General features: G+C 28.5%; 25 protein-coding genes and 1 riboswitch. Of the genes, 14 read left to right on the forward strand and 11 right to left on the reverse strand.

Features of this window, described 5'->3' with window-relative positions; all coding sequences use genetic code 11:
- Positions 1-120: 120 nt before the first annotated feature.
- The 11 genes from ASKIR_RS00325 to rpsI all read left to right on the forward strand — a co-directional run bounded on the left by ASKIR_RS00325 (position 121) and on the right by rpsI (position 9948).
- Complete coding sequence (locus ASKIR_RS00325) at positions 121-1173, forward strand: substrate-binding domain-containing protein (RefSeq protein ID WP_066352085.1); 1053 nt, start codon at positions 121-123, stop codon at positions 1171-1173.
- Positions 1174-1237: 64 nt separating this feature from the next.
- Positions 1238-2971 carry an EAL domain-containing protein gene (locus tag ASKIR_RS00330; RefSeq protein WP_066352083.1) on the forward strand — a complete coding sequence of 578 codons (1734 nt, stop codon included), beginning with the start codon at positions 1238-1240 and terminating at the stop codon, positions 2969-2971.
- Positions 2972-3043: 72 nt separating this feature from the next.
- Positions 3044-3973 (forward strand): phosphate ABC transporter permease subunit PstC, encoded by a 930-nt coding sequence (gene pstC, locus ASKIR_RS00335; protein WP_066352082.1) that lies wholly within the window; start codon positions 3044-3046, stop codon positions 3971-3973.
- Entirely contained in the window at positions 3970-5157 is a 1188-nt protein-coding gene (gene pstA, locus ASKIR_RS00340; RefSeq protein WP_066352080.1) for a phosphate ABC transporter permease PstA, read from the forward strand. The genes pstC and pstA overlap by 4 nt, the downstream gene beginning before the upstream one ends.
- Before the next feature lie 10 nt (positions 5158-5167).
- On the forward strand, positions 5168-5938 hold the full coding sequence (pstB, locus tag ASKIR_RS00345; protein ID WP_066352078.1) for a phosphate ABC transporter ATP-binding protein PstB: 771 nt from the start codon (positions 5168-5170) through the stop codon (positions 5936-5938).
- Positions 5938-6606 (forward strand): phosphate signaling complex PhoU family protein, encoded by a 669-nt coding sequence (locus tag ASKIR_RS00350; RefSeq protein ID WP_066352077.1) that lies wholly within the window; start codon positions 5938-5940, stop codon positions 6604-6606. The genes pstB and ASKIR_RS00350 overlap by 1 nt, the downstream gene beginning before the upstream one ends.
- A 21-nt stretch (positions 6607-6627) precedes the next feature.
- The gene (locus tag ASKIR_RS00355) at positions 6628-7011 is read left to right on the forward strand and encodes a phosphate-starvation-inducible PsiE family protein (protein ID WP_066160227.1); all 384 of its coding nucleotides are present in this window, start codon (positions 6628-6630) and stop codon (positions 7009-7011) included.
- Positions 7008-7679, forward strand: coding sequence for a response regulator transcription factor (locus tag ASKIR_RS00360; protein WP_066352076.1), 672 nt, complete (start codon positions 7008-7010; stop codon positions 7677-7679). Before ASKIR_RS00355 ends, ASKIR_RS00360 begins: the two co-directional genes overlap by 4 nt.
- Positions 7673-9058 carry a sensor histidine kinase gene (locus ASKIR_RS00365; RefSeq protein WP_066352074.1) on the forward strand — a complete coding sequence of 462 codons (1386 nt, stop codon included), beginning with the start codon at positions 7673-7675 and terminating at the stop codon, positions 9056-9058. The genes ASKIR_RS00360 and ASKIR_RS00365 overlap by 7 nt, the downstream gene beginning before the upstream one ends.
- A gap of 75 nt (positions 9059-9133) precedes the next feature.
- Positions 9134-9553, forward strand: coding sequence for a 50S ribosomal protein L13 (gene rplM, locus ASKIR_RS00370; protein ID WP_066160236.1), 420 nt, complete (start codon positions 9134-9136; stop codon positions 9551-9553).
- Between the two features lie 5 nt (positions 9554-9558).
- Positions 9559-9948 carry a 30S ribosomal protein S9 gene (gene rpsI / locus ASKIR_RS00375; protein WP_066160240.1) on the forward strand — a complete coding sequence of 130 codons (390 nt, stop codon included), beginning with the start codon at positions 9559-9561 and terminating at the stop codon, positions 9946-9948.
- 119 nt (positions 9949-10067) lie between these two features.
- Here rpsI and ASKIR_RS00380 read toward each other — a convergent pair whose 3' ends face one another.
- Positions 10068-11204 carry a Fic family protein gene (locus ASKIR_RS00380; protein WP_066352072.1) on the reverse strand — a complete coding sequence of 379 codons (1137 nt, stop codon included), beginning with the start codon at positions 11202-11204 and terminating at the stop codon, positions 10068-10070.
- A gap of 298 nt (positions 11205-11502) precedes the next feature.
- Here ASKIR_RS00380 and ASKIR_RS00385 point away from each other — a divergent pair, with 298 nt between their 5' ends.
- Entirely contained in the window at positions 11503-13287 is a 1785-nt protein-coding gene (locus ASKIR_RS00385) for a GmrSD restriction endonuclease domain-containing protein (protein ID WP_066352070.1), read from the forward strand.
- Positions 13288-13322: 35 nt separating this feature from the next.
- Here ASKIR_RS00385 and tenA read toward each other — a convergent pair whose 3' ends face one another.
- From tenA to thiD, 10 genes are read right to left on the reverse strand one after another with little or no spacing between them, the layout of a single operon-like run.
- Entirely contained in the window at positions 13323-14000 is a 678-nt protein-coding gene (tenA, locus tag ASKIR_RS00390) for a thiaminase II (protein ID WP_066352068.1), read from the reverse strand.
- Between the two features lie 11 nt (positions 14001-14011).
- Positions 14012-14596, reverse strand: a complete 585-nt coding sequence (locus ASKIR_RS00395) for a thiamine phosphate synthase (protein ID WP_066352065.1) — start codon at positions 14594-14596, stop codon at positions 14012-14014.
- Between the two features lies 1 nt (position 14597).
- The gene (thiH, locus tag ASKIR_RS00400; RefSeq protein WP_066352297.1) at positions 14598-15710 is read right to left on the reverse strand and encodes a 2-iminoacetate synthase ThiH; all 1113 of its coding nucleotides are present in this window, start codon (positions 15708-15710) and stop codon (positions 14598-14600) included.
- A gap of 32 nt (positions 15711-15742) precedes the next feature.
- A complete protein-coding gene (locus tag ASKIR_RS10220; RefSeq protein ID WP_066160249.1) occupies positions 15743-16513 on the reverse strand; it encodes a thiazole synthase in 771 nt (256 codons plus the stop codon).
- A gap of 15 nt (positions 16514-16528) precedes the next feature.
- Positions 16529-17329, reverse strand: coding sequence for a sulfur carrier protein ThiS adenylyltransferase ThiF (thiF, locus tag ASKIR_RS10225; RefSeq protein WP_115588376.1), 801 nt, complete (start codon positions 17327-17329; stop codon positions 16529-16531).
- Positions 17329-17523 carry a sulfur carrier protein ThiS gene (gene thiS / locus ASKIR_RS00410; protein ID WP_066160251.1) on the reverse strand — a complete coding sequence of 65 codons (195 nt, stop codon included), beginning with the start codon at positions 17521-17523 and terminating at the stop codon, positions 17329-17331. Before thiS ends, thiF begins: the two co-directional genes overlap by 1 nt.
- Positions 17524-17532: 9 nt before the next feature.
- Positions 17533-18882: a phosphomethylpyrimidine synthase ThiC gene (gene thiC, locus ASKIR_RS00415; protein WP_066409450.1), complete on the reverse strand. Its 1350-nt coding sequence runs from the start codon at positions 18880-18882 to the stop codon at positions 17533-17535.
- A gap of 13 nt (positions 18883-18895) precedes the next feature.
- Positions 18896-19444 carry a spermine/spermidine synthase domain-containing protein gene (locus tag ASKIR_RS00420; protein WP_066160257.1) on the reverse strand — a complete coding sequence of 183 codons (549 nt, stop codon included), beginning with the start codon at positions 19442-19444 and terminating at the stop codon, positions 18896-18898.
- Between the two features lie 18 nt (positions 19445-19462).
- Complete coding sequence (thiM, locus tag ASKIR_RS00425) at positions 19463-20284, reverse strand: hydroxyethylthiazole kinase (RefSeq protein WP_066160260.1); 822 nt, start codon at positions 20282-20284, stop codon at positions 19463-19465.
- Positions 20285-21085 carry a bifunctional hydroxymethylpyrimidine kinase/phosphomethylpyrimidine kinase gene (thiD, locus tag ASKIR_RS00430; RefSeq protein ID WP_115588047.1) on the reverse strand — a complete coding sequence of 267 codons (801 nt, stop codon included), beginning with the start codon at positions 21083-21085 and terminating at the stop codon, positions 20285-20287. It abuts the gene before it with no gap.
- A 114-nt stretch (positions 21086-21199) separates the two neighbouring features.
- Positions 21200-21299, reverse strand: a riboswitch (TPP riboswitch).
- Positions 21300-21361: 62 nt separating this feature from the next.
- Between thiD and ASKIR_RS00435 the strand changes: the two genes are divergently transcribed.
- Together ASKIR_RS00435 and ASKIR_RS00440 are read left to right on the forward strand one after the other, a co-directional pair.
- Positions 21362-22864, forward strand: a complete 1503-nt coding sequence (locus ASKIR_RS00435) for a peptide-binding protein (RefSeq protein ID WP_115588046.1) — start codon at positions 21362-21364, stop codon at positions 22862-22864.
- Positions 22865-22875: 11 nt separating this feature from the next.
- Complete coding sequence (locus ASKIR_RS00440; RefSeq protein WP_115588045.1) at positions 22876-23532, forward strand: HAD family hydrolase; 657 nt, start codon at positions 22876-22878, stop codon at positions 23530-23532.
- Positions 23533-23553: the final 21 nt, after the last annotated feature.

Genomic DNA, 23553 nt, shown 5'->3' on the forward strand with positions numbered 1-23553 from the left:
CTCTTAATATTTTAAAAATACAATCTTAAATTTCTATTTAGCTTTTTATATAAATTTAGTAACCATTTTGTAATCAACAAATTTTAAACTTCCATTGTAAATAAATTTAATGGAGAAAAAATGAGTTTAAAAAGAACATCAATTGCTTTAATAGCAAGTACCCTAATCGCTACAACTTTGAGTGCTAGAGATCAAATCAAAATTGTTGGTTCATCAACAGTTTATCCTTTTTCATCTTCAGTTGCTGAAGAGTTTGGAGCTACTACAAAATTCCCAACTCCAGTAGTTGAATCAACAGGAACAGGTGGAGGAATGAAACTATTTTGTAGTGGAATAGATATAAACACTCCTGATATTGCAAATGCTTCAAGACAGATGAAAGCTAGTGAGTTTAAAATGTGTCAAGAAAATGGTGTAACAGATATCACTGAAGCACTAATTGGATTTGATGGTATTGCAATAGCTCAAAGTTCAAAAGTAAAAAGCTTTAATATCACAAAAAAACAGTTAGCTTTAGCAGTTGCTGCAGAAGTTCCTTCAAAAGATGGAAAATCTTTAATTGCAAACCCATATAAAAAATGGTCAGATATAGATGCATCTTTACCAAATAGAGAGATTACAGTATATGGACCACCAAAATCATCAGGTACTAGAGATTCATTTGAAGAGTTAGTATTACAAGATGTATTTAAAAAAGTATCAGCATATACAGATTTATATAAAAAAGATGAAAAAGCAAATAAAAAATATAAAGCTTATTCAGTAATTAGAACAGATGGTGCTTATGTTGAATCTGGTGAAAACGATAACCTAATCGTTCAAAGATTAACAAGAAATGAAGCTGCTATTGGAATTTTTGGTTACTCATTTTTAGCTGAAAACAGAGATAAAGTTATGGGATTAAGTATTGATAATACTTTACCAACAGTTGAAACTATTGCAAATGGTAGCTATCCAGTTGCAAGATCTATGTATTTTTATATCAAAAATCAACACTCAAAAAGTGTTCCATCTTTAAAAGAGTACACAAAACTATTTATGAGTGAAAAGATGATTGGTGAAGATGGAATTTTAAGTGAACTTGGACTTATTCCATTAGCAGACGATTTAAGAACTAAAGCTAGAGATAAAGTATTAAATAGTACAAAACTTACAGCTAAAGAGCTAAAATAATTTAATAAAAAAAGGGATTTTTCCCTTTTTACAATCTTTCAAATAAAAATAGGAAATCCAATATATGCCAAATTGTAGTAATATTATTGATAAGCTAGATTATGCTTTTCAACCCATTGTTTACGCACATAATGGCAAAACTTATGCAGTAGAAGCACTTTTAAGAGATGTTCAAAATATTCCAAAGGTAAGCACAATTGATGATTTGTTTGATTTAGTATTTAATGAAAACTACTTATATGAGTTTGATTTAGAGTTAAGAGAAAAAGCTATAGAGAAGTTTGCAAAGATAGATATCAAAAATTTAAAACTATTTTACAATTTAGATAATAGAATAATTTATAATAAAAACTACTCTCAAGGAAACACTGAAAGAATTTTAAAAAAATATAACTTAACAAAAGATAGAATTTTTTTTGAGTTGAGTGAAAAGGGAACACCAATTGAGCAAAATGCTTTATCATCAATGCTACAAAGATATAAATCAAGTGGTTATAAAATAGCCATAGATGATTTTGGAATAGGGGTTTCTGGTTTAAAGTTACTATATTTTAGTGAAGCACATATTATAAAACTTGATAGATTTTTTATATCAAATATTGACCAAGATTCAAAGAAAAAACTCTTTTGCTCTTCAATTATAGAGATGGCTCATATTATGGGAATGAAAGTTATTGCAGAGGGAATTGAAACAGTTCAAGAGTTTTATACTTGCAAAGATATTGGTGCTGATTTTATGCAAGGATATTTAGTCCAAAAACCAACAAAAAATATTGATGAGATTTTAGATGTTTATAAAAATATCCAAGATTTAATACAAGAGGATCAAAGAGTAAAACAGAATAATCATATTGATGATAAATATATAGATAAAATAGATGCTTTAGATGTAAACACATCTTTGCATGATCTGTTTTTACACTTTAAAAAAGGAACTAAACACAATTTTGTACCAATTGTAGATGAGTTTGGATATTTTTTAGGAGTTATAAACGAAAGTGATATCAAAGAGATTTCATACTCACAATATGGTTTTGCACTTGCACAAAATAAGACATTCTCTTCAACGCTATTAAAATATATAAAACCTGCTTTAAGCGTTGAGGTATCTTGGGGAATTGATAAAATCTTAGAGATGTATAATTTAAATTTCAATAACTCTTTGGGAATATTTATAACAGAAGGTGAAAAATATAAAGGGTTTATAAACTTAAACTCTTTATTAAATCTCTCATATCAAAGAAATCTTCAAATAGTTGCAAATCAAAATCCACTTACAAAACTTCCTGGAAATAATCAAATAGAGAAGTTTATAAGTGATACTTTTGAGAATAGACATATAGAAGATGGTAGGCATATTATATATTTTGATTTTAATGATTTTAAACCATTTAATGATGTTTGTGGATTTAGACAAGGGGATAGAGCAATACTAATATTTTCAGAAATTCTACAAAAAAAGTATCCAAAAGATTCATTTATAGCACATATTGGTGGCGATGATTTTTTTGTAGGATTAAAAAAAGATAATAAAAAAGATATATTTGAACTAACTTTAGAGGTTCAAAATGAGTTTGAAAATAGTGTAAAAAATTTGTACTCAAATGAGGATAAACAAAGAGCTTATATTGTTGCAAAAGATAGATTTGGAACAACAAGAGAGTTTAAACTTCTATCTGTATCAAGTGCAATTGTGAAAGTAGATAGTAGCTCAAAAATAGATGATTTTGATCAGGTTTTAAGTGAGCTAAAAAAAGAGTCAAAGAGTTCAAAAAAGCCAATATATAGAGTTTTGTAAAGATAAAATATTGTAATCATTTTGTAATCGATTACAAATATAATACACAAAATTTAATAGAAGGTAAAAGTGTTGAGTACTTTTGAATCAAGAAAAAAACAAAGAGAGTTAAATGAGAAACTTATAAAATCTGCATTAATACTTGCAGCTGTTATCTCTATTTTAACTACTTTTGGGATTTTGTTTTCAATATTATTTGAAGCAATAGAGTTCTTTAAACTAAGAAGTTTTTGGTATTTTCTTACAGGAACACAGTGGACACCAGGAACTGCTGGTAGCCAGTTTGGTGCATTACCAATATTTGCAGGAACATTTGTAATCACAGCAATAGCACTACTTGTAGCAATTCCAATTGGACTTGGAAGTGCAATTTATATGAGTGAATATGCAACTTCTACTTTTAGGGATTATTTAAAACCTATTTTAGAAGTTCTTGCTGGTATTCCAACTGTTGTTTATGGATTCTTTGCAGCTATTACAGTTGCTCCAATAATTGTTGAAATTGCAGGATATTTTGGAGTTGATGCAGCATTTAATAGTGCCTTAGCATCTGGAGTTGTTATGGGAATTATGATTATTCCTTTAGTATCTTCTTTAAGTGATGATGTTATAAGAGCTGTTCCAGACTCTCAAAGAAAAGCAGCTTTTGCTCTTGGAATGACACAATCAGAGACTATTAAAAATATTGTAATTCCAAGTGCAATGCCTGGAATTATATCAGCATCACTTCTTGCACTATCAAGGGCTTTAGGAGAGACTATGATTGTTGTTATGGCAGCAGGTTTAAGACCAAATCTTTCATGGAATCCACTTGAAGATATGACAACGGTTACAGTTACAATAGTAAATAGTTTAGTTGGAGATTTTGAATTTAATTCGCCTGAAACACTTTCAGCATTTGCATTGGGATTAATGTTGTTTATTGTTACTTTAATACTTAATATGATCTCACTATCTCTAATTAGAAAATTTAAAGAAAAATATAAAGTGAATACATTATGATTAAAAGAAAAAAGAGAAATAAACAATATAACCCATTTTATGATCCAACTTTAAAAAGTAGGCATAAAAGTGCAAAAAGATTTAAAAAGTTTACCTTAACTTCTTTAATCTTCTCAATAGCATTTTTAGCATTTTTCCTATTTGATATGATTGCAAAAGGAGTTCCTGCATTTAATGTGGCTTACATAAAAACAGAAGTTACATTTAATCAAAAAACTTTAGAGGATACAAGATTAGCAGTATCAAGAGATTATAGAACTTTGGTTTCAAGAGCTTGGTTAAGAGATATTCCAAAACTTTTAGAAAAAAATCCAGAGTATTTGAATACAACACAAACTCTTTGGGTTTTAGCAAATAGTCAAGTTGATCAATATCTAAAAGAGCATCACAATACTTTGAAGAGTAAAGATAGAGCAAAAGTTGATGAACTTTATAATCAAGGTTTAATTGAAAAGAGATTTAATGCAATATTCTTTATAAACGGTGACTCAAAGATTCCAGAATATGCAGGTCTTTTTTCTGCAATTGTTGGGTCTGTTTTAACTTTGATTATAACAATGGCAGTTGCATTTCCAATTGGAGTTATGACAGCAATTTATCTTGAAGAGTTTGCTGGGGATAATAAATTTACAAGATTTATTGAAATAAACATCAATAATCTTGCAGCAATTCCATCTATTTTATTTGGACTTTTAGGTCTGGCAATTTTTATAAACCTTTTTGGAATGCCTAGAAGTTCACCTTTAGTTGGTGGATTAACTTTAGCTCTTATGACACTTCCTATTATAATTGTAAGTTCAAGAGCAGCATTAAGAGCTGTTCCAGATAATATAAGACAAGCTGGATATGGTTTGGGATTAAATAAAATTCAAGTGACACGAGATCATGTTTTACCTTTAGCGTTTCCAGGGATAATGACAGGTTCAATTATTGGTTTAGCTCAAGCTATGGGAGAGACAGCACCTTTAATCATCATTGGAATGATTGCCTTTATTCCAGATGCTCCTTCAATGGTTACACAAGCGGCAACTGTGATGCCAGCACAACTATTTACTTGGGCTGGAATGCCTGAGGGTATGTATATAGAAAAAACAGCAGCTGGAATTTTGGTTCTATTGTCAATATTAATTTCACTAAATGCAATAGCTATATATTTACGAAAAAAATTTGAAGTAAAATGGTAAAAGGAAAAAAATGAGTACAGATAATAAAACAAAAATAGATGTAAAAAACTTAAATTTGTATTATGGTTCAAATCAAGCACTATTTGATATTAATGTAAATTTGTATCAAAATAAAATAACAGCACTAATTGGACCATCTGGTTGTGGAAAATCTACATTTTTAAGATGTATAAATAGAATGAATGATTTAATTCCAAGTGTTAAAATTGATGGAAAAATTGTAATTGACAAAAAAAATATTTATGATAAAGATGTTGATGAGGTAAGTGTTAGAAAAAGAGTTGGAATGGTATTTCAACAACCAAATCCTTTTCCAAAATCTATTTATGATAATGTTGCTTATGCACCACTAAAACATGGAATGGTAAAAAAAGGGAAAGAGTGTGATGAGTTGGTTGAAACTTCACTAATAAAATCAGGTCTTTGGAATGAGGTAAAAGATAAGTTACAAAATCCAGGAACTTCACTTTCAGGTGGTCAGCAACAAAGACTTTGTATTGCAAGAACAATTGCAATTAAACCAGAGGTTATTTTAATGGATGAGCCAACATCTGCACTTGATCCAATAAGTACAGAAAAAATTGAGTCTTTGATGCTTGAATTAAAACAAGATTATACAATTATAACTGTAACTCACAATATGCAACAAGCAGCACGAGTTGCTGATTATACGGCATTTTTTCACTTAGGAAAATTAATAGAGTATGATGTAACAGAGACTATCTTTGTTAATCCAACAAATAAAAAAACAGAAGATTATATTACAGGGAGATTTGGATAATGTTAAAACCTTATGAAGAGAAATTAAAACTTATAAAAAGTGAAGTAGAAAAACTAGGATTAGATGTTGTTGAAGCTTTAGAGATTTGTTTAAAATCTTTAAATGAAAGAAAGATAGAGAATCTAAAAAATGTTGAAATTAGTGAGAAAAAATTTCTTGCAAAATCAAATGAACTAGATAATATTATTATCACAACTCTAGCTTTATATACACCAGAAGCTAGAGATTTAAGAAGAATGGTAGCATTCTTAAAAATCACAAATGAGATAGTAAGAACAGCTGCAAATACAAAAGATTTTGCAAAAATGTTTAGAAGATCTTATAGTGAAGATTTAGATACAAATACTATTTTAGAGTACACAATTCCTCTTTTAAAATCGGCTTTATTATCTACAAAAACAGCTGTATCTATAATAGATGAACATGATTTAAAACAAGTTGAGCAAAAGTATCAAAGAGTTGTTGTAGAAGAGAGTAAAACAGATGATTTATACTTGATGATTGAGAAAAATATTTTAAAACTAATTACAAAAAATCTTGATTTATCAAAAGAGTATTTTGATATTTTAAGTAGTTTAAGAAGATTAGAGAAAATTGCAGATAGATCTGTATCAATAGCTAGTTTACTACAGTTTGCAAAACTAGGTGGAGATATGGTTCAATCATAATTCTTATGATATAATTTTTGCATGAAAAAAGCTATACAAAAAATCTCGGACTATTTTAGTTCAAACTTTGAAGTTTTGGTTGCTACTGTTATATTTTTAGTGATATTCATAGCTGGACACGACTTTTATAGAGCAATTATACTTATGCTTGAGTTTATTGTGATTATGGAAGTTGTTAAGATGATTTCTGATTTTATAAAAAAAGAGACATTAAGACTTAGATATGTTATTGATATTTTTATAATATTTCTAATAAGAGAAGTTATAATTTTATCAGCAAATAAAAATAGAGACTACTTTGATATAGTATTCTTACTATTTGTAATATTTGTCTTCTTTGTGTTTAGAATATTATCTATAAAATTTTCACCAATAAATGATAAAAAAGCAGATGAGATAAAATGAAAAAATTAATTCTTATAGTTGAAGATGAAGAGGATATGCTTGAGCTTCTTGAGTACACACTACAAAAAGAGGGTTATGATACTATTGGATTTTTAAATGTGGATAAAAATGTAAGAAAAGTTTTGGATGAGGAGAACATAGATTTAATCTTAATGGATAGAAATCTTCCAAATATTGAAGGAACTACATTTATAAAAGAGTTAAGAGTAAGTGGTTACTCTAATCCAGTTATTTACATAACTGCAAAAGATAAAGAGAATGATGTTTTAGAAGGATTTGAGGCATTTGCAGATGATTATATTACTAAACCTTTTAATCTAAAAGAGCTAATTGCTAGAGTAAAAGCTGTAATAAAAAGAACTTCAAAAGAGCTTGAGTTTATAAAGGCAAAAGATATTGTTTATAACTTTGCAAACAAAAAGTTTTATATTGAAAATAAAGAGATTGAACTAACTCAACTTGAGAGCTCTTTGTTGTTTGAGTTTATAAATAATCAAGATATTCTTCTTTCAAGAGATTATCTTCTTGAAAAAGTTTGGAAGGACTCTTTAGATAAAAAAGAGAAGACTGTAAATGTTGCAATAAAAAGATTAAAATCAAAAATAGATCCAAAAGCTAAAAAGAACTATATAAAAGCTGTTCGTGGAGAGGGATATATTTTTTGTTAAAGATTCATCAACTATTTTTACGAACTTATCTAGCAATATTTATTGCTATTTTAATCACTCTAACACTAGCTACATATTTTTGGGCAAAAAATCTGTATATAAATCAAATTGAGAAAAATCTAATACAAAATTTGGATACATTAGCTGTTGTTTTACAAAATAGTAAAGATATAAATAGTTTAAATAGTGTGGTTTTAAACTTGAGTCAAGTTTTAGCTTTAAGGGTATCTGTAATAGATGAACTTGGAGATGTAATAGCAGAGAGTCATAAAAATTTGGATGATATAAAAAACCATTCAAATAGAGTAGAAATTATAGAGGCAAAAAATATTGGTATTGGAAAAGATACAAGAGTCTCTGAAACCTTAGGAAAAGATTTACTATATATTGCAAGAAAGATTGAAATAGAAGGTAAAACTTACTACATAAGAATGGCTGACTATACAAATAAAATAACAGATAATTTTAAATCACTCACAATTGAGATTTTTATATATATTTTACTGTTTCTATTTTTAGCTTTTTTGGCAACCTATTTTATTAGTCTAAAAATAAAAAAAGAGACAGATTTAATACTTGATTTTTTAAAAGATATAAAAAATAAAAAAACTCCAATACCTCTAAAATCAAACTACACTTTTGAGTTTTATAAGATTGCAAAGTTATTAAACAAAGTATCTTTAAAGCTATCAAAAAGAGAGCAAGAAAAAGTAAAACATACTGCAAAACTAACTCTTGCAAATAGACAAAAAGATGATATTATCTCTGCTATTTCTCATGAGTTTAAAAACCCAATCGCTGTAATCTCTGGTTATAGTCAAACTTTGATTGAAGATGAGAACTTATCAAAAGATATGAAAAAGAAGTTTTTAAATAAAATCTTCTCAAACTCAAATAAGATGTCACAAATTATTGATAAATTGAGACTTGCATTAAAACTTCAAGATAGTAACAACACAATTGCTTTGAATAATATATCAATAAAAAGAGTTTTAGAAAATATAATTAGTGATTTAAAAGTAAAGTATAAGAATCAAGATATAAATATTTTAGGTGAAGATAAAGAGATAAAAGCTGATGAGGTTTTAATATCTATTGCTATTACAAATCTAATAGAAAATGCTCTAAAATACTCTCAAGATGATATTACAATAGAGATTACAAATAATTATTTAGCTGTTATAGATAAGGGAATTGGAATATCAAAAGAGAATTTGGAAAATATATTTAAAAAGTATTACAGAGCAAACAACAATGAGTGGAATAACTCTTTAGGTTTAGGATTGTTTATTGTGAAATCTATCTTAAATATTCATAATTTTGAGCTAAAAATAGAGTCAACTTTGGGAGTTGGTTCAACTTTTAAAATATATTATTAATTTATACTTAATTTAAGTTAATTATAAGTATAACTTAAATATGATTCCAACTCATTAAAGAAAGGGAGTTAATAAATGAAATTTACTCAAATGGCAAAAGCCAACGAAATCGAAAGATCTTGGGTTGTAGTTGATGCAGAAGGTAAAGTATTCGGAAGAATTATTACTGAAGTTGCTACAATTTTAAGAGGTAAAAATAAACCTTGTTTTACACCAAATGTTGATTGTGGTGACTATGTAGTAATAATTAATGCAAGTAAAGCTAAATTTACAGGTGCAAAATTAGATGATAAAAACTACTATACACACTCAGGTTATTTTGGAAGTACAAAAACTCACAAAATGTCAGAAATGTTTGAAAAAAACCCTGAAAAATTGTATAAATTAGCTACTAGAGGTATGCTTCCAAAAACTACTCTTGGTAAAGCTATGTTAAAAAAATTAAAAGTATATGCAGGAAGTGAACATCCTCATACGGCTCAAATTAAAGGATAATAGTAATGGCAAAAGTATATGCAACTGGAAGAAGAAAAACTGCAATAGCAAAAGTGTGGTTAGAAAATGGAAATGGACAACTAACAATCAATGGTCAAACTCTTGATGCTTGGTTAGGTGGACATGAGTCAATTAAAAAAAGAGTTATGCAACCATTAAATGTAGCAAAACAAGAGACAAGTGTAAATGTAGTAGTACAAACTCTAGGTGGTGGATATTCAGCTCAAGCAGATGCTGTAAGACACGGAATCTCTAGAGCATTAGTTGCTTTCGATGAGCAATTTAGAACTATCTTAAAACCACATGGTTTATTAACAAGAGATGCAAGATCTGTAGAGAGAAAAAAATACGGAAAGAAAAAAGCAAGAAAATCTTCTCAATTCTCAAAAAGATAATTGGTATTTTTCTTTATTTTCCCCAAAAGGAAGCGAAAAATCGCTTCCTTTTTTTATTTATAGTACATATAAATTTTTGATATTTTTAGTCATATATTTTCAAACTATTAAAAAGATTATTAATAAAGATGATTTATAGTATATTTAGTTCCTCTTCCTGTTGTGCCTTCTATTTTTTTTATGCACCCTTTATTTAACAAATCTGCAATATCTCTTGAAGCATTAGCTTCTGCTGTATTCGCAATTTTTACATATTTAGCTTTTGTAAGATCACCTTTAAAGTTTTCACTTCCAATATCAAGAAGCTTATTTAAAACTTTTATTTGTCTTGAGTTCAGTTCATCAAATCTATGTGCATACCAAAACTTTGTTTTTTCTACAATATAGTTTAACTGTTTTTGAGCATCTAATAGTGCATGGTGCAATGTTTTAAAAAACCACTCCATCCAGTAAGTAATATCAAGAGGATCATCTTTTTGAAATCTTCCTGTTGTTTTATCCAAAGCTTCATAATAAGCCTTTCTATGTTCATATATACTCTTTGACATTGTATAGATTTTAGAAAAAGAGGATTGTTCAAGTTTTGATAGTACTCTATCGGTTAGTGCTCTTGTTATTCTTCCATTACCATCATCAAATGGGTGGATGATTACAAACCAAAGGTGAGTTAAGCTAGCTTTTTCTAGTGTTGTAGGAGTTTCATTGAACCATTTTATAAAAATATTCATTTCATTTTCAAGTGTATCATGTGGAGGTGCTTCATAGTGAATTTTTTCTTTACCATAGTCACCTGAAACTACTTGCATAGCTCCATCACCTCTAAACTGTGCTTCTTTAATTTTTGAAAATCCACTATACCCTTTTTCAAACATCGCATTGTGCCAGCCAAATAGTTTACCGAGAGTTAAGTCCTCATCATAGTTTGTGTTGGCATCAATAAGAATATCTACATAGTTATCCTCTTTTTTTATAACTTTGTAGTGTTCTGCTGATTCTAGCCCAAGTTTTTGTTTAATAGATGAGCGAACACTTTCTCTATTTAATATTTCACCCTCTATTTCACAACTTGCTATTATTTCATTTTCCAAAGTTTGAGCAAGTGAATATTTTGAGCTTTCTTTATCCATTAAAAGCATAAAAGATTTTAGTTTGCCTTGTTCATAAGCAATATCTCTTAACAGTGGTTCTAGTTTCTCTTTGTTGTATTTAAAATTGGGATACTCATCATATTCCCATATCCATTTTTGTTTCTTCATGAAGTAAGTTTATCTAAAGTGATACGTAAAATCAAGTTTTACATATCGTTATTTGAGATGTAAATAATTTTTATAAAAAATAGTTCTTATGTAAGTGTAGCTTCTATTATTTAATTAAACAAGTTTAAATTAGTAACATATATAAACTATATAAAAATAAATTTATAAGATATTACAAAATTGATACATATATTTGATAATATGAATTTATCAACTTAATAATTAAAATTTCACATAATATATTTATAAAATTTTTTTAGAGTTAAATAATTAATAACATTTATAGGAAATAAATAAAATGCAGAAATATTCAGTTAATCAACACTTAATAGAAACTATTTTAGCTTGGGTTAGATCTGGCGAAATTGCAATCCCTGAAATACAAAGACCATTTGTTTGGGATGCTTCTAAAGTAAGAGATCTTATGGATAGTTTATATCAAGGCTATCCAATTGGTTATATTATTGCATGGAGAAATCCAAATGTAAGACTTAAAGATGGAAGTACAAGTGAAGGTAAAAAAATCCTTATTGATGGACAACAAAGAATTACTGCATTAACAGCTGCAATTTTAGGTCAATATGTTATTGATAAAACATATAAAAGAATAAAGATAAAAATATCATTTAATCCAATAACTGAAAAGTTTGAAGTTCAAAATCCTGCAATTTTAAAAGATAAAACTTGGCTTCATGATATTTCTGAGGCTATAAATGGTGATTTATTTGAAATTGCTGATAAATATTTTGAATTAAATCCTGATGTTGATAAAAAGAGTGTAAGAAATGCTTTTTCCAATTTAATTAATATTCCAAAAAAACAAATAGGGCTTATTGAACTTGCTTCGGATTTGGATATAGAAACTGTAACAGAGATATTTATTAGAATTAATTCAAAAGGAGTAGTTCTTAGCCAAGCAGATTTCGCAATGAGTAAAATATCTTCAAATACTGAATATGGTGGAGATGAACTTAGAAAATTAATAGATTACTTCTGCCATTTAGCTATTGCTCCAGAATTTCATAAACATATTGAAGATAATGATAAAAAATTTGCACAAACAGATTTATATAATAAAATTAAGTGGCTTAAAAATGAAAAAGAAGATCTTTATGATCCAGATTATAATGATTTAATTAGAGTTGCTTTTACTTCTCAATTTAATAGAGGAAAATTATCTGATTTAGTTAGTTTACTATCTGGACGTAATTTTGAAACAAGAACATTTGAAACAGAAATTGCTGAGAAATCATTTGAAAAGTTAAAAAAAGGTGTAATTAATTTTACAAATGAAACAAATTTCAAAAAGTTCTTGATGATTATAAAATCTGCGGGATTTATTGACAATAAGCTTATAAGATCTCAAAATGCACTAAATTTTGCATATATTTTATATTTAAAATTAAGAGATTTAAATGTTAATTCAGTTGATATAGAAAAATTTGTAAAGCGTTGGTTTGTGTATTCTGTCTTAACTGGAAGATATTCTGGTTCTCCTGAAAGTATGTTTGATTTTGATATAAAACAAATAAGCCATAAATCTATGTCTGAATATTTAAAAGAAAAAGAGGATGCTGAACTTTCTGATGCGTTCTGGAATGCTTCTCTTCCAAGAAGTTTAGATACTTCTGTTGCAAGTAGTCCTTATTTTCATATTTATTTAGCTTCTCAGGTAAAAGCAAATGATAAAGGTTTTTTATCAAAAGATGTTTTGGTAAGTGACTTAATTTTACTAAGAGGTGATATCCACCATCTTTTCCCAAAAGATTATTTGAAACGAAATGGTTTTGAAAGAAATAAATATAATCAAATAGCAAACTATGTTTATATGCAACAAGAAATTAATATAAAAGTAGGGAATAAAGCTCCAGATACTTATTTATCGCTTTTAATTGAAAATTTTACAAATAATAAAAATAAATTTAGTGGTATAAAAAATCATGAAGAACTTATTAAAAATTTTGAGATGCACTGTATTCCAAGAAGTATAATAAATAGTAAATTTTCTGATTATGAAGACTTTTTACATGAAAGAAGAAAATTAATGGCACTTAAAATCAAAGATTATTATTTCTCTTTGTAATTATATAATACTAGAGAATGATATCTCTAGTAAAATTAGTTTTTCACATAACTCATCTGTTTATTATAAGCCATATCCCAAAACATATACTCAAACTCAACACTTGAAATAAAAATATCTTCAACCACTTTTTTTTCAGCTTCTGTTCTGTTTTTTACAAGCTCATCAAGTGCATCATAAAACCACTCAAATGACTCTTCAAACTCAACTCCTGAGTAAGTTTCTATCCAAGATTTATAGAAATTATTTTCTAAAGTATCTTTATATTGCTCTTTTAATCTTTTACCATAATCACAATATGTCCAAGCACAAGGAAATACAGTTGCTAAAGTGTGTGCTAAATCACCTTTTAAAGAAGTTGCAAGCATATTTGCTGTGTAAGTTCTGTTAAACAAACTAGCTCTTACATTTTTAACCTCTTCATCACTAATACCAAACTCTTTCATATACAGATGGTGAAGTTTCATCTCATCAACTAAAGTTGCTTTTGTAATAGCACTAAGATTTCCAAGCATCTTTTCATCATCTGCTTTTGTCATGGCCATTGCAAATACTTTTGCATACTCTAAAAGATACAAATAATCTTGTAGTAAATAAAACTTGAACTTCTCTTTTTCTAAAGTCCCAGCTCCCAACTCTTGTACAAATGGGTGGTTATAACCATCTTCCCAAACTTTTATAGCTTTTTGTTTTAATTGTCTTGAAAATGACATTTTAACTCCTTTTATAATTTAAATTTATCGCAAAAAGATTCTGGATTATCTGTTTTCATACCTTCACTCATAATACAAAAATCTTTTGCACCATTTTTTAAAACATCTTTAAAATTTTTCTCATTTATCCCACCAATTGCAATAATAGAAATATCAATATTTTCATAAAGCTCTTTTAAAAAAGCCAAACCTCTTGGTTTTAAACCCTCTTTACAAGAAGTTTCAAAAATATGTCCAGCAATAATTGCATCTGCACCTAAATTTTGGGCAGTTTTTCCTTCAGTTAGTGAGTGAATAGATACATAGATATTTGAAAAGCTATTTAATCTATCTTGATAATTTAAAAAATCATCAAAAGAGAGTTGAATATTTTTTATATTCAATTTTATTGCTACACCTATAAAGCTATTTACAAAAAAATCCACACCATACTTTTGGCAAATCTTTTTAACCTCTATTGCAAGAGATTCATAATCACAATTTTCTAAATCTTTCTCTCTTAAAATTATTGCATTTGGTTTTGAACTAGCAAGTAGTTCAACTCTTCTTAAAAAATCATCACAACAAAGTTTTCGATTTGTTACAATAATTGCCATTTTAAACTCTTATAAAATTTGAATAAACAGGTTGTAAGCTCTTATTTAAAATCATAGTGTGAACATCTTCTACACTTCTTTCATCAGATATTTCAAACTGTTCATCACCTTTTTTCTCTTCATCATGACCTCCAACACCAACACTAACTCCTGCTGAAATCTTATTTGCAACAAGACCAACAACATTATCTCTAAAAACATCTCGCTCTCTTGTTGATATTGTGATTGTTGCATAAGGCATAAAAATTCTATATGCACACATAACTTGCAGAAGTTGCTTCTCATAAACATCATTTGAGTTGTTGTTTTTATTGTTTATATATGGTCTTAATCTTGGAACTGAAAAACTAATCTCTGCATGAGGATATCTTTGTTGAATTAGTGTTGCGTGAAGTGCAACAGCAAAAGCATCTTTTCTAAAATCATCAAGTCCTAATAAGGCTCCAAAAGCAACCCCTCTAAATCCAGCTTTTAAGGCTCTTTCTTGAGCATTTATTCTATAAGAGAAGTTTCTTTTTGAACCCCAAAGATGAACATCTTCATATTTTTTTCTATTGTAAGTCTCTTGATAAACAGCTACAAAATCAGCTCCACTTTCATGAAGTAGTTTATACTCATCTAAATTTACAGGATAAACCTCAAGAGCAACAGTTGAGAAATATTTTCTTGCAAGTTTAACAGCACTTGCAATATAACTAACACTTGATTTTCTTCTGGCTTCTCCTGTTAAAAGTAAAATCTCTTTTAAACCAGTTTTTGCAATAGTTTGTAACTCATTTTCAAGCTCTTGTGTTGTAAGTGTTGCTCTTTTTATTTTGTTTGTTGCTTTAAAACCACAATATGTACACTCATTTTCACAATAGTTTGCAATATACAAAGGTGTAAAAAGCAAAATAGAGTTACCAAAATTTTTTCTAGTCTTCTCTTTTGCTCTTTGTGCCATAATCTCTAAAAACTCTTCTGCATTTGGTGAAAGTAGGGCTTTAAAATCTTCTAAATCTAATCTATCTTTTTTTAGGGCTCTTTTAACATCATCGCTACTATATTTTGAATAATCAAAATTTTGCATAGATGATGTGATAATTGATTCAATATCAGATTCAATATCCTCCATATCTTTATAAAAGAGTTGATGATTTATCTCTTTCAATTATCATCTCCCAAAAAACCTGTTAATGGACTTGAAGCTTCGGCTTTATCTAAAACTCTTCCAAGACCTGATAAATAAGCAGCTCTTCCAGCTTTTATCGCATTTTTAAAAGCCTCTGACATCAAAACAATATCATTTGCTGTTGCAACAGCAGTATTTAGCATAACAGCATCAACACCCATCTCCATAGCTTCACAAGCTTGCGATGGTCTTCCAATTCCAGCATCAACAATAATTGGTAAGTCTATCTCATCTACTAAGATTTGAATAAACTCTTTTGTTAAAAGCCCTTTATTGCTTCCTATTAAAGAACCCAAAGGCATAACTGCAGCTGCTCCTGCATTTACTAAATCTCTTGCTACATACAAATCAGGATAACAATATGGTAAAACTGTAAAACCTTCATTTGCTAATTTTTCAGTTGCTTTTATTGTCTCATAGTTATCAGGTAGAAGATATTTAGAGTCTTTAATAATCTCTAGTTTTACTAAATCTCCACACCCAAGCTCTCTTGAAAGCCTTGCAACTCTTAAAGCCTCATCGCTATTGATAGCTCCTGAAGTGTTTGGAAGCAGAGTTATATTTTTTGGAATATAATCTAAAATATTCTCAACACCACCACTATTTGCTCTTCTTAAAGCCAAAGTAATAATTTGAGCTTCACCATTTTTTATAACAGCTTCTAAAAGTGGAAGTGAAAATTTTCCAGAACCTAAAATAAATCTTGAATTAAACTCATATTTTCCTATTTTTAATATATCATTCATAATATTTTCCTATTTTTATACATCGTAAATATCTAAAATAAGCCTTAAAATCATATTTGCTTGATGAGCAGCACAAATAGTTACTCTTGGAGCCATAAGTCCCATTCCAACTTTTGCTTCTGCTTCTAAATCACCACAAATAAATAGATTTTTTAGTGCTTTTTTTGTAGAAATTTTGTTTGAACTATCGTATCCAGCCATTCCAGAACCAGAGACTATCTTTTTATCTGGAAAATTTTGCAAAATACCATTTATAAGCATTGCTTTTTGATCTGCTTTATCAAAAGCCTCACAAACAATATCGTAAGAGGCAAAAAGCTCTTTTAGATTTGATTTATCTATTTTTATATTTTTTGTAATAATTTTTATAAATGGGTTAATCTCTTTTAACTGCTCTTTTAGTGCATCTGTTTTATTCATACCTAAGTGCTTTATATAGTAGCTTTGCCTATTTAAATTGCTAGGCTCTACAATATCAAAATCTATTAATAAAAGCTCTCCAACACCAATTCTTGCTAACATAACAGCAATATTAGAGCCAAGTCCACCAAGTCCAGCAATAGCAACTTTGCTATTTTTTACTTTTTGATGAACTTTTGGAGTGTGTCTTGACACCATTGTAGCTTCCAACTCATCACTTGATGGCATTTTTCCTTTTTCAATAATCACCAAAGAGTCACCACTATTTATTTGTAAATCTTTTTCTAAAATAAAACCATTTAATATAATAATTGCATTTTTATTTAAACTATCTCTTAAAGAAAAAGCAGATTTATGCTCTGTTTGAATATTTTTGCCGTTTAGCTCTATATTTATCATCCGCCACCAACAAACCAAACTATCTCTAAAACATCGCTATTTTTTAAAAAAGTAGTCTCATACTCAATTTTTGGAACAATTTTTTGATTTAATTCAACAGCAACTTTAGATGGTTCAAAATTTTTAGAGATAAGTAGTTCATACAAACTTATCTCTTTTTCTATAAAAATCTCTTCATTATTTACTCTCATCTTAATTCCTTAAGCTATCTTATCTGCATGATCTTTCATGATTTTTTGAGTTATTTTATATGAACAAAATTTTGGTCCACACATAGAGCAAAACTCTGCTTCTTTAAATACATCTTGAGGTAAAGTCTCATCGTGATACTCTCTAGCACGGTCAGGATCAAGTGCTAGTTCAAACTGTTTGTTCCAATCAAAAGCATATCTTGCATCACTCATTGCATCATCAATATCTCTAGCTCCTTTTCTATTTCTAGCAATATCAGCACTATGAGCAGCAATTTTATACGCAATAATTCCATTTCTAACATCTTCAGCATTTGGTAAACCTAAATGCTCTTTTGGAGTAACATAACAAAGCATTGATGCTCCATGCCATCCACCAACAGCAGCACCAATTGCACTTGAGATATGATCATACCCAGCACCAATATCAGTAGTTAATGGTCCTAAGATATAAAATGGAGCTTCATGACAATACTCTTTTTCTATTTTCATATTTCTCTCAATTTGATTTAAAGGCACATGTCCTGGACCTTCTATCATAACTTGTACATCTTTTTCCCAAGCTCTTAAAGTTAAATCTCCAAGAACTTTTAACTCTCTTAGTTGTGCTTCATCACTTGCATCTGCTAAACATCCAGGTCTTAAACTATCTCCCAAAGATAAAGAGACATCATACTTTCTACAAATATCTAAAATTTTGTCAAATGCTGTATAAAAAGGATTCTCTTTGTGATAATGCATCATCCAAGCTGCCATTAAACTTCCACCTCTTGAAACTATTCCCATCTTTCTTTTTGCAATATGAGGCATAAACTCCAGTAAAAATCCAGCATGAATTGTGAAGTATGAAACACCTTGCTCTGCTTGTCTTTGAATTACTTCAAGCATTTTCTCAATTGTTAAATCCTCTATTTTATCTTTTACATCATGTAAAATTTGATAAATAGGAACTGTTCCAATTGGAACTGTAGAGTGAGCTATTACAGCTTTTCGTATAAGATCTAAATCTCCACCTGTACTTAAATCCATAATTGTATCAGCACCATATTTTAAACAAACATCAACTTTTTCTAACTCTCCTTGAACATCGCTAACAATTGCAGAACTTCCAATATTTGCATTTATTTTACAAGAGCTTGCAATTCCTATTGCCATTGGTTCTTGATTTATATGATTCACATTTGCAGGAATAATAAGTCTTCCTCTTGCAATTTCACTTCTAATAAATTCAGGTTTTAAGTTCTCTTTTTTTGCTACAAACTCCATATGAGGAGTAATAATGCCCTTTTTAGCATAATACATTTGCGTTCTTACTTCATCGTTTTTGTGTTCTTCTAACCATTTTTGTATATTTTGCATTTTCTTTATCTCCTTATCTTTTAGCAATACCAGTTAACTCTTTATGAACCTTTGCAGGAAAAACAAAAGATGCAGAGTGAATCTCTGCACTATAATAATCCATATCTTCCAAAAACTCAGCTCTATTTAGATTTAAATCAGCAGTTGGATGATATTTTTTTGAAGCAATAATTGAAGTTGTGTGACCAAAACTAAAAGGCATAACAATCCAAAATAGTTTTCCAGCAACTTCTAAATCATTTTTTAAAGCTTCAATATCTTTAGAGTAAAAGCTAGAACTAAAAGTTAAAATTCCATCAGATTTTAAAACTCTAAAAATATCTGAAAGAGTTTGAAAATCAAGTTTGATATCTGTTAAGATAATTGTATCAACACTCTTTTCCTCTTTTTGTTTAAGAATATCAAGATTTGAGAATGTTATATTTGATTCATCTGAGTGCTTTTTTGCTTCATTTACAATAGCATCATCAATAGTTCCTAAAACTAAAACCTCTTTAGCTTCATAGTGAGTGCAAAGTGGAATATTTATCATCATCTCTGCAAATATTTTGTTGTTATTCATATTTTTCCTTTGTTTAATTTAAGACAAAACTTTAATTTTTGCCATACTTCTTAAAATCTCTTCATTGAAGTTTCCTATTACATTAAATAGCTCTTTATGAAAAGTTCCAAGATTTTTTTTATTTGCATTTATAGATGCAATTTCACCAGCAATACCCATAACCAATATACCCAAAACAGTTGCTTCAAATAGTTTATCATTTGAAGTTCCACAAAAACTAGCGATTAAAGATGAACACATACAACCAGTTCCTGTAATTTTTGGTAAAAGATCATTCCCATTTTTAATAGCAACAGCTCTTTTTCCATCACTAATAATATCAACTTCACCTGTTATTGCAACAATATTTTTATACTTTTTTGATAATTTTTTAGCAATGAAGCTAAGATTTTCTATTGAGTCAAAATCATCTTTTGAAGCATCAACACCTTTTGTATTTGAGCTAATTTTCAAGATTGATTTTATCTCAGATATATTTCCTCTTAAAACATCAACTTTTGACTCTTTTAAAAGCTCTTTTACAATAGAAGTTCTAATCTTACTAGCTCCAACTCCAACTGGGTCTAGAATTACTGGAGTATTTATACTTTTTGCTTTTGAAGATGCTTTTTTTATAGATTTTTTTACTCTTTTATTTATTGTTCCAATATTTAAAAGTAAAGATGATGCAATATCTACAAAATCTTCAACTTCATCAATCTCATCAGCCATAACAGGACTAGCACCTATTGCTAAAGTTACATTTGCACAATCATTTACAGTTACATAGTTTGTAATTTGATGAATTAAAGGATTTTTTTCTTTTGTATCTTTTAATATATCTACTAAAATATCTATCATCTACTCTCCTTTAAAAAATTTATGAAAATGGTTTGTTGGACCATTTCCTTTTCCTAGATTTGGTGCATTTTTTATAGCTTCATAAATATACTCTTTTGATATTTGAATAGAATCTTTTAAAGAGTTTCCTAAAGCTAAGTTTGCTGCAATTGCAGATGAGAATGTGCAACCAGTTCCGTGAGTATTTGTAGTTTTTATTTTTGGTGATGTAAATTCAAAGAAACTGTTTCCATCAAATAAAATATCCAAAGCATCAAAACTATCTCCACCTTTTATAAGTACATTTTTACAAGCTTTATCAAATATAATTTTACAAGCCTTTTTTATATCATCTTTTGACTCTATTTTGATATTTGCTAAGTGTTGAGCTTCTGCTATATTTGGTGTTATTAGGTCTGCAATAGGTAAAATTAGCTCAATTAAGCTATTCATATTTTTTATATCCATTAAAGCTGCACCATTTTTTGCATACATAACAGGATCTACAACAACTTTTAAATCTTTGTAGTTTTGTTTTGCTTTTTGTAAAAACTCACTTACAACTCTCATTGCATCAATATTTCCAAGCATTCCAATTTTTATAACATCTGGAACAATATCATCAAAAACAGCTTCAAGTTGTTTTTGAATCATATTGGAAGTTACATCTTGAATCTCTATAACACTAAATGTATTTTCAGCCACAACAGCAGTTACTACACTCATACCATAAGTTCCAAATGAACTAAAAGTTTTTAAATCAGCTTGTATTCCAGCTCCACCAATACAGTCTGATCCTGCAATGGTTAAAACTTTTTTCATAACAATCCTTTTTTTAATATTTTTTCTTTTATTTTGGGCAAAAAAAAAGGTGCCTTCACAAGAAAGCACCTTTTTTAATTAAATTTTAGTTATTTGTTATTAAGTTCTAAATTTTAATTTTTAAAATTTGCTTCCTACACTGGTATTAACCAACAGGTTCAAAGGGTCAGGTTTTACCTTCTCAACACATTTAAGTGTTCCCCCGCAATAAAAAAAATAATTGTATCACAAATAGAGTTTAAAAGCCAATTTATATAAAAAACAATACAATACGCCATGAAATTTTTAATAATAAATATAATATTTTTTCTATCTCTAAGTGCCTCAACTCTTACTTTGTCTATGAGTTCAAGTCCTAGTAGATTAAATCCTATTTTAGCAAATGATTCTGCAAGTAGTGAGATTAGCGATTGGCTATTTGATGGGCTTTTGAAGTATGATAAAGATGGAAATGTTACAACTAGTATCGCTTCATATTACAAATTTGAAACTCCTACAAAATTAATAATTGGATTAAAAGATAATGTGCTTTGGCACGATGGTGTAAAATTATCTGCAAAAGATGTAGTTTTTACTTATGAGCAAATAATAAGTCCAAAAGTTTTTAACTCTATAAAATCAAACTTTAATGAGGTAAAAAGTGTAAAAGCTCTTGATGATTTAACAGTTGAGATTGAGTATAAAAAACCATATTTTAAAGCCTTAGAAATTTGGATGGTTGGTCTTTTACCATACCATATTTTAAAAGATGAACAAAATCTTATGACAAGCAGTTTTAATAAAAATCCAATAGGAACAGGCTCTTATAAATTAAAAGAGTTTAAAACAGCAAGTGATATTGAACTTATTGCAAATGATTATTTTTTTGAAGGTCGTCCAAAAATTGATAGGATTTTATATAAATTTTTACCAGATACAAATACATCTTTTTTGTATCTAAAACAAAACAAACTCGATATTGGAAGCCTTACTGCTATGCAAGTTTCAAGACAAATAGATGATGAGTTTAAAAATAGTTTTGATATTTTAACAAAGGCTAGTAACGGTTTTTCTTATTTAGGATTTAACTTAAAAAATCCAAAATTTAGTGATATAAAAGTTAGAGAAGCTCTATCTTTGGCTATAAATAGGCAAGAGTTAATAGATATTTTGTTTTTTGGTTATGCAAAGGTTTGCAACGGACCTTTTATGCCAGATTCATTTGCTTATAATGATGAGGTAAAACCAGTTGTTCAAGATTTAAAAAAAGCAAAAGCTTTATTAAAAGAGGCTGGGTATGATGAGAAAAATCCTTTAACATTTGAACTTGTTACAAATACAGGAAATGATATAAGAGTAAATACAGCTTTGATTTTACAATACCAACTAGCAAAAGTTGGTGTAAATATGAAAATCAAAGTTATGGAGTGGCAAGCTTTTTTAAATACGGTTGTTCATCCACGAAAATTTGAAACTGTACTTTTAGGATGGTCTTTGGCTTTGATGCCAGATGCTTACCCTTTATGGCATAGTTCAAGTTCAAAATTAGGTGGTTTTAACCTAGTAAATTATAAAAACAAAAGAGTTGATGAGTTGATTGAAAAAGGAATTACAACTGTAAATAAAGATGAGCTAAGCAAAATATATAAAGAGATTTTTAAAATTATTTCAAACGATTTACCATATCTATTTTTATATATTCCAGACTCAATTACAGTTGTAAATAAAAAGATAAAAAATATAGAACCATCAATTATAGGAATAATGCACAATCAAAAAGATTGGGAAATAAAAGAGTAAGGAAGATTTTTATGAACAAAAAAGAGAAGATTATTTTATTTGATTTAGATGGAACACTAATTGACTCAACAGATGCAATTACAAGTACATTTTTACACGCCTTTTCAAAACATAATTTTGATTTTAAAGGAACTATTGAAGATATAAAGGTTCAAATTGGTTATCCACTTGATATTATGTTTGAAAATTTGGGTGTGGATAGAAAAATAGTTTGGGATTTTGTAGATAGTTATAAAATGCGATATAAAGATATTTCAGTTGCTCAAACACTACTTTTGGAAAATGCTTTTGAAGCAGTAACCTTAGCTTCAAAATTTGCAAGGCTTGGAGTGGTTACTACAAAAACAAGAATCTACTCAACTCCAATATTAGAAAACTTTGATATTTTAAAACATTTTGAAGTAATAATTGGAAGAGAAGATGTGCAAAACCCAAAACCTCATAAAGAGCCAATTCTAAAGGCTTTAGATGCTTTTAAATATGATGATAAAAAACATCAAGCATTTATGGTAGGAGATACAAAACTTGATTTAATCTCTGCTTCAAATGCCTCTATAAACTCAGTTGGAGTACTATGTGGTTACTCAAATGAAGAGGAACTTTTAAAATATACTAATATTGTAAAAAAAGACTCTTTAGAAGCTGTAAAACATATTTCACTACTTTAAATGATAAAAAATATTTTTCAA

The sequence above is a fragment of the Aliarcobacter skirrowii CCUG 10374 genome (assembly GCF_003544835.1).
GTDB classification, from domain to species: Bacteria; Campylobacterota; Campylobacteria; order Campylobacterales; family Arcobacteraceae; genus Aliarcobacter; species Aliarcobacter skirrowii.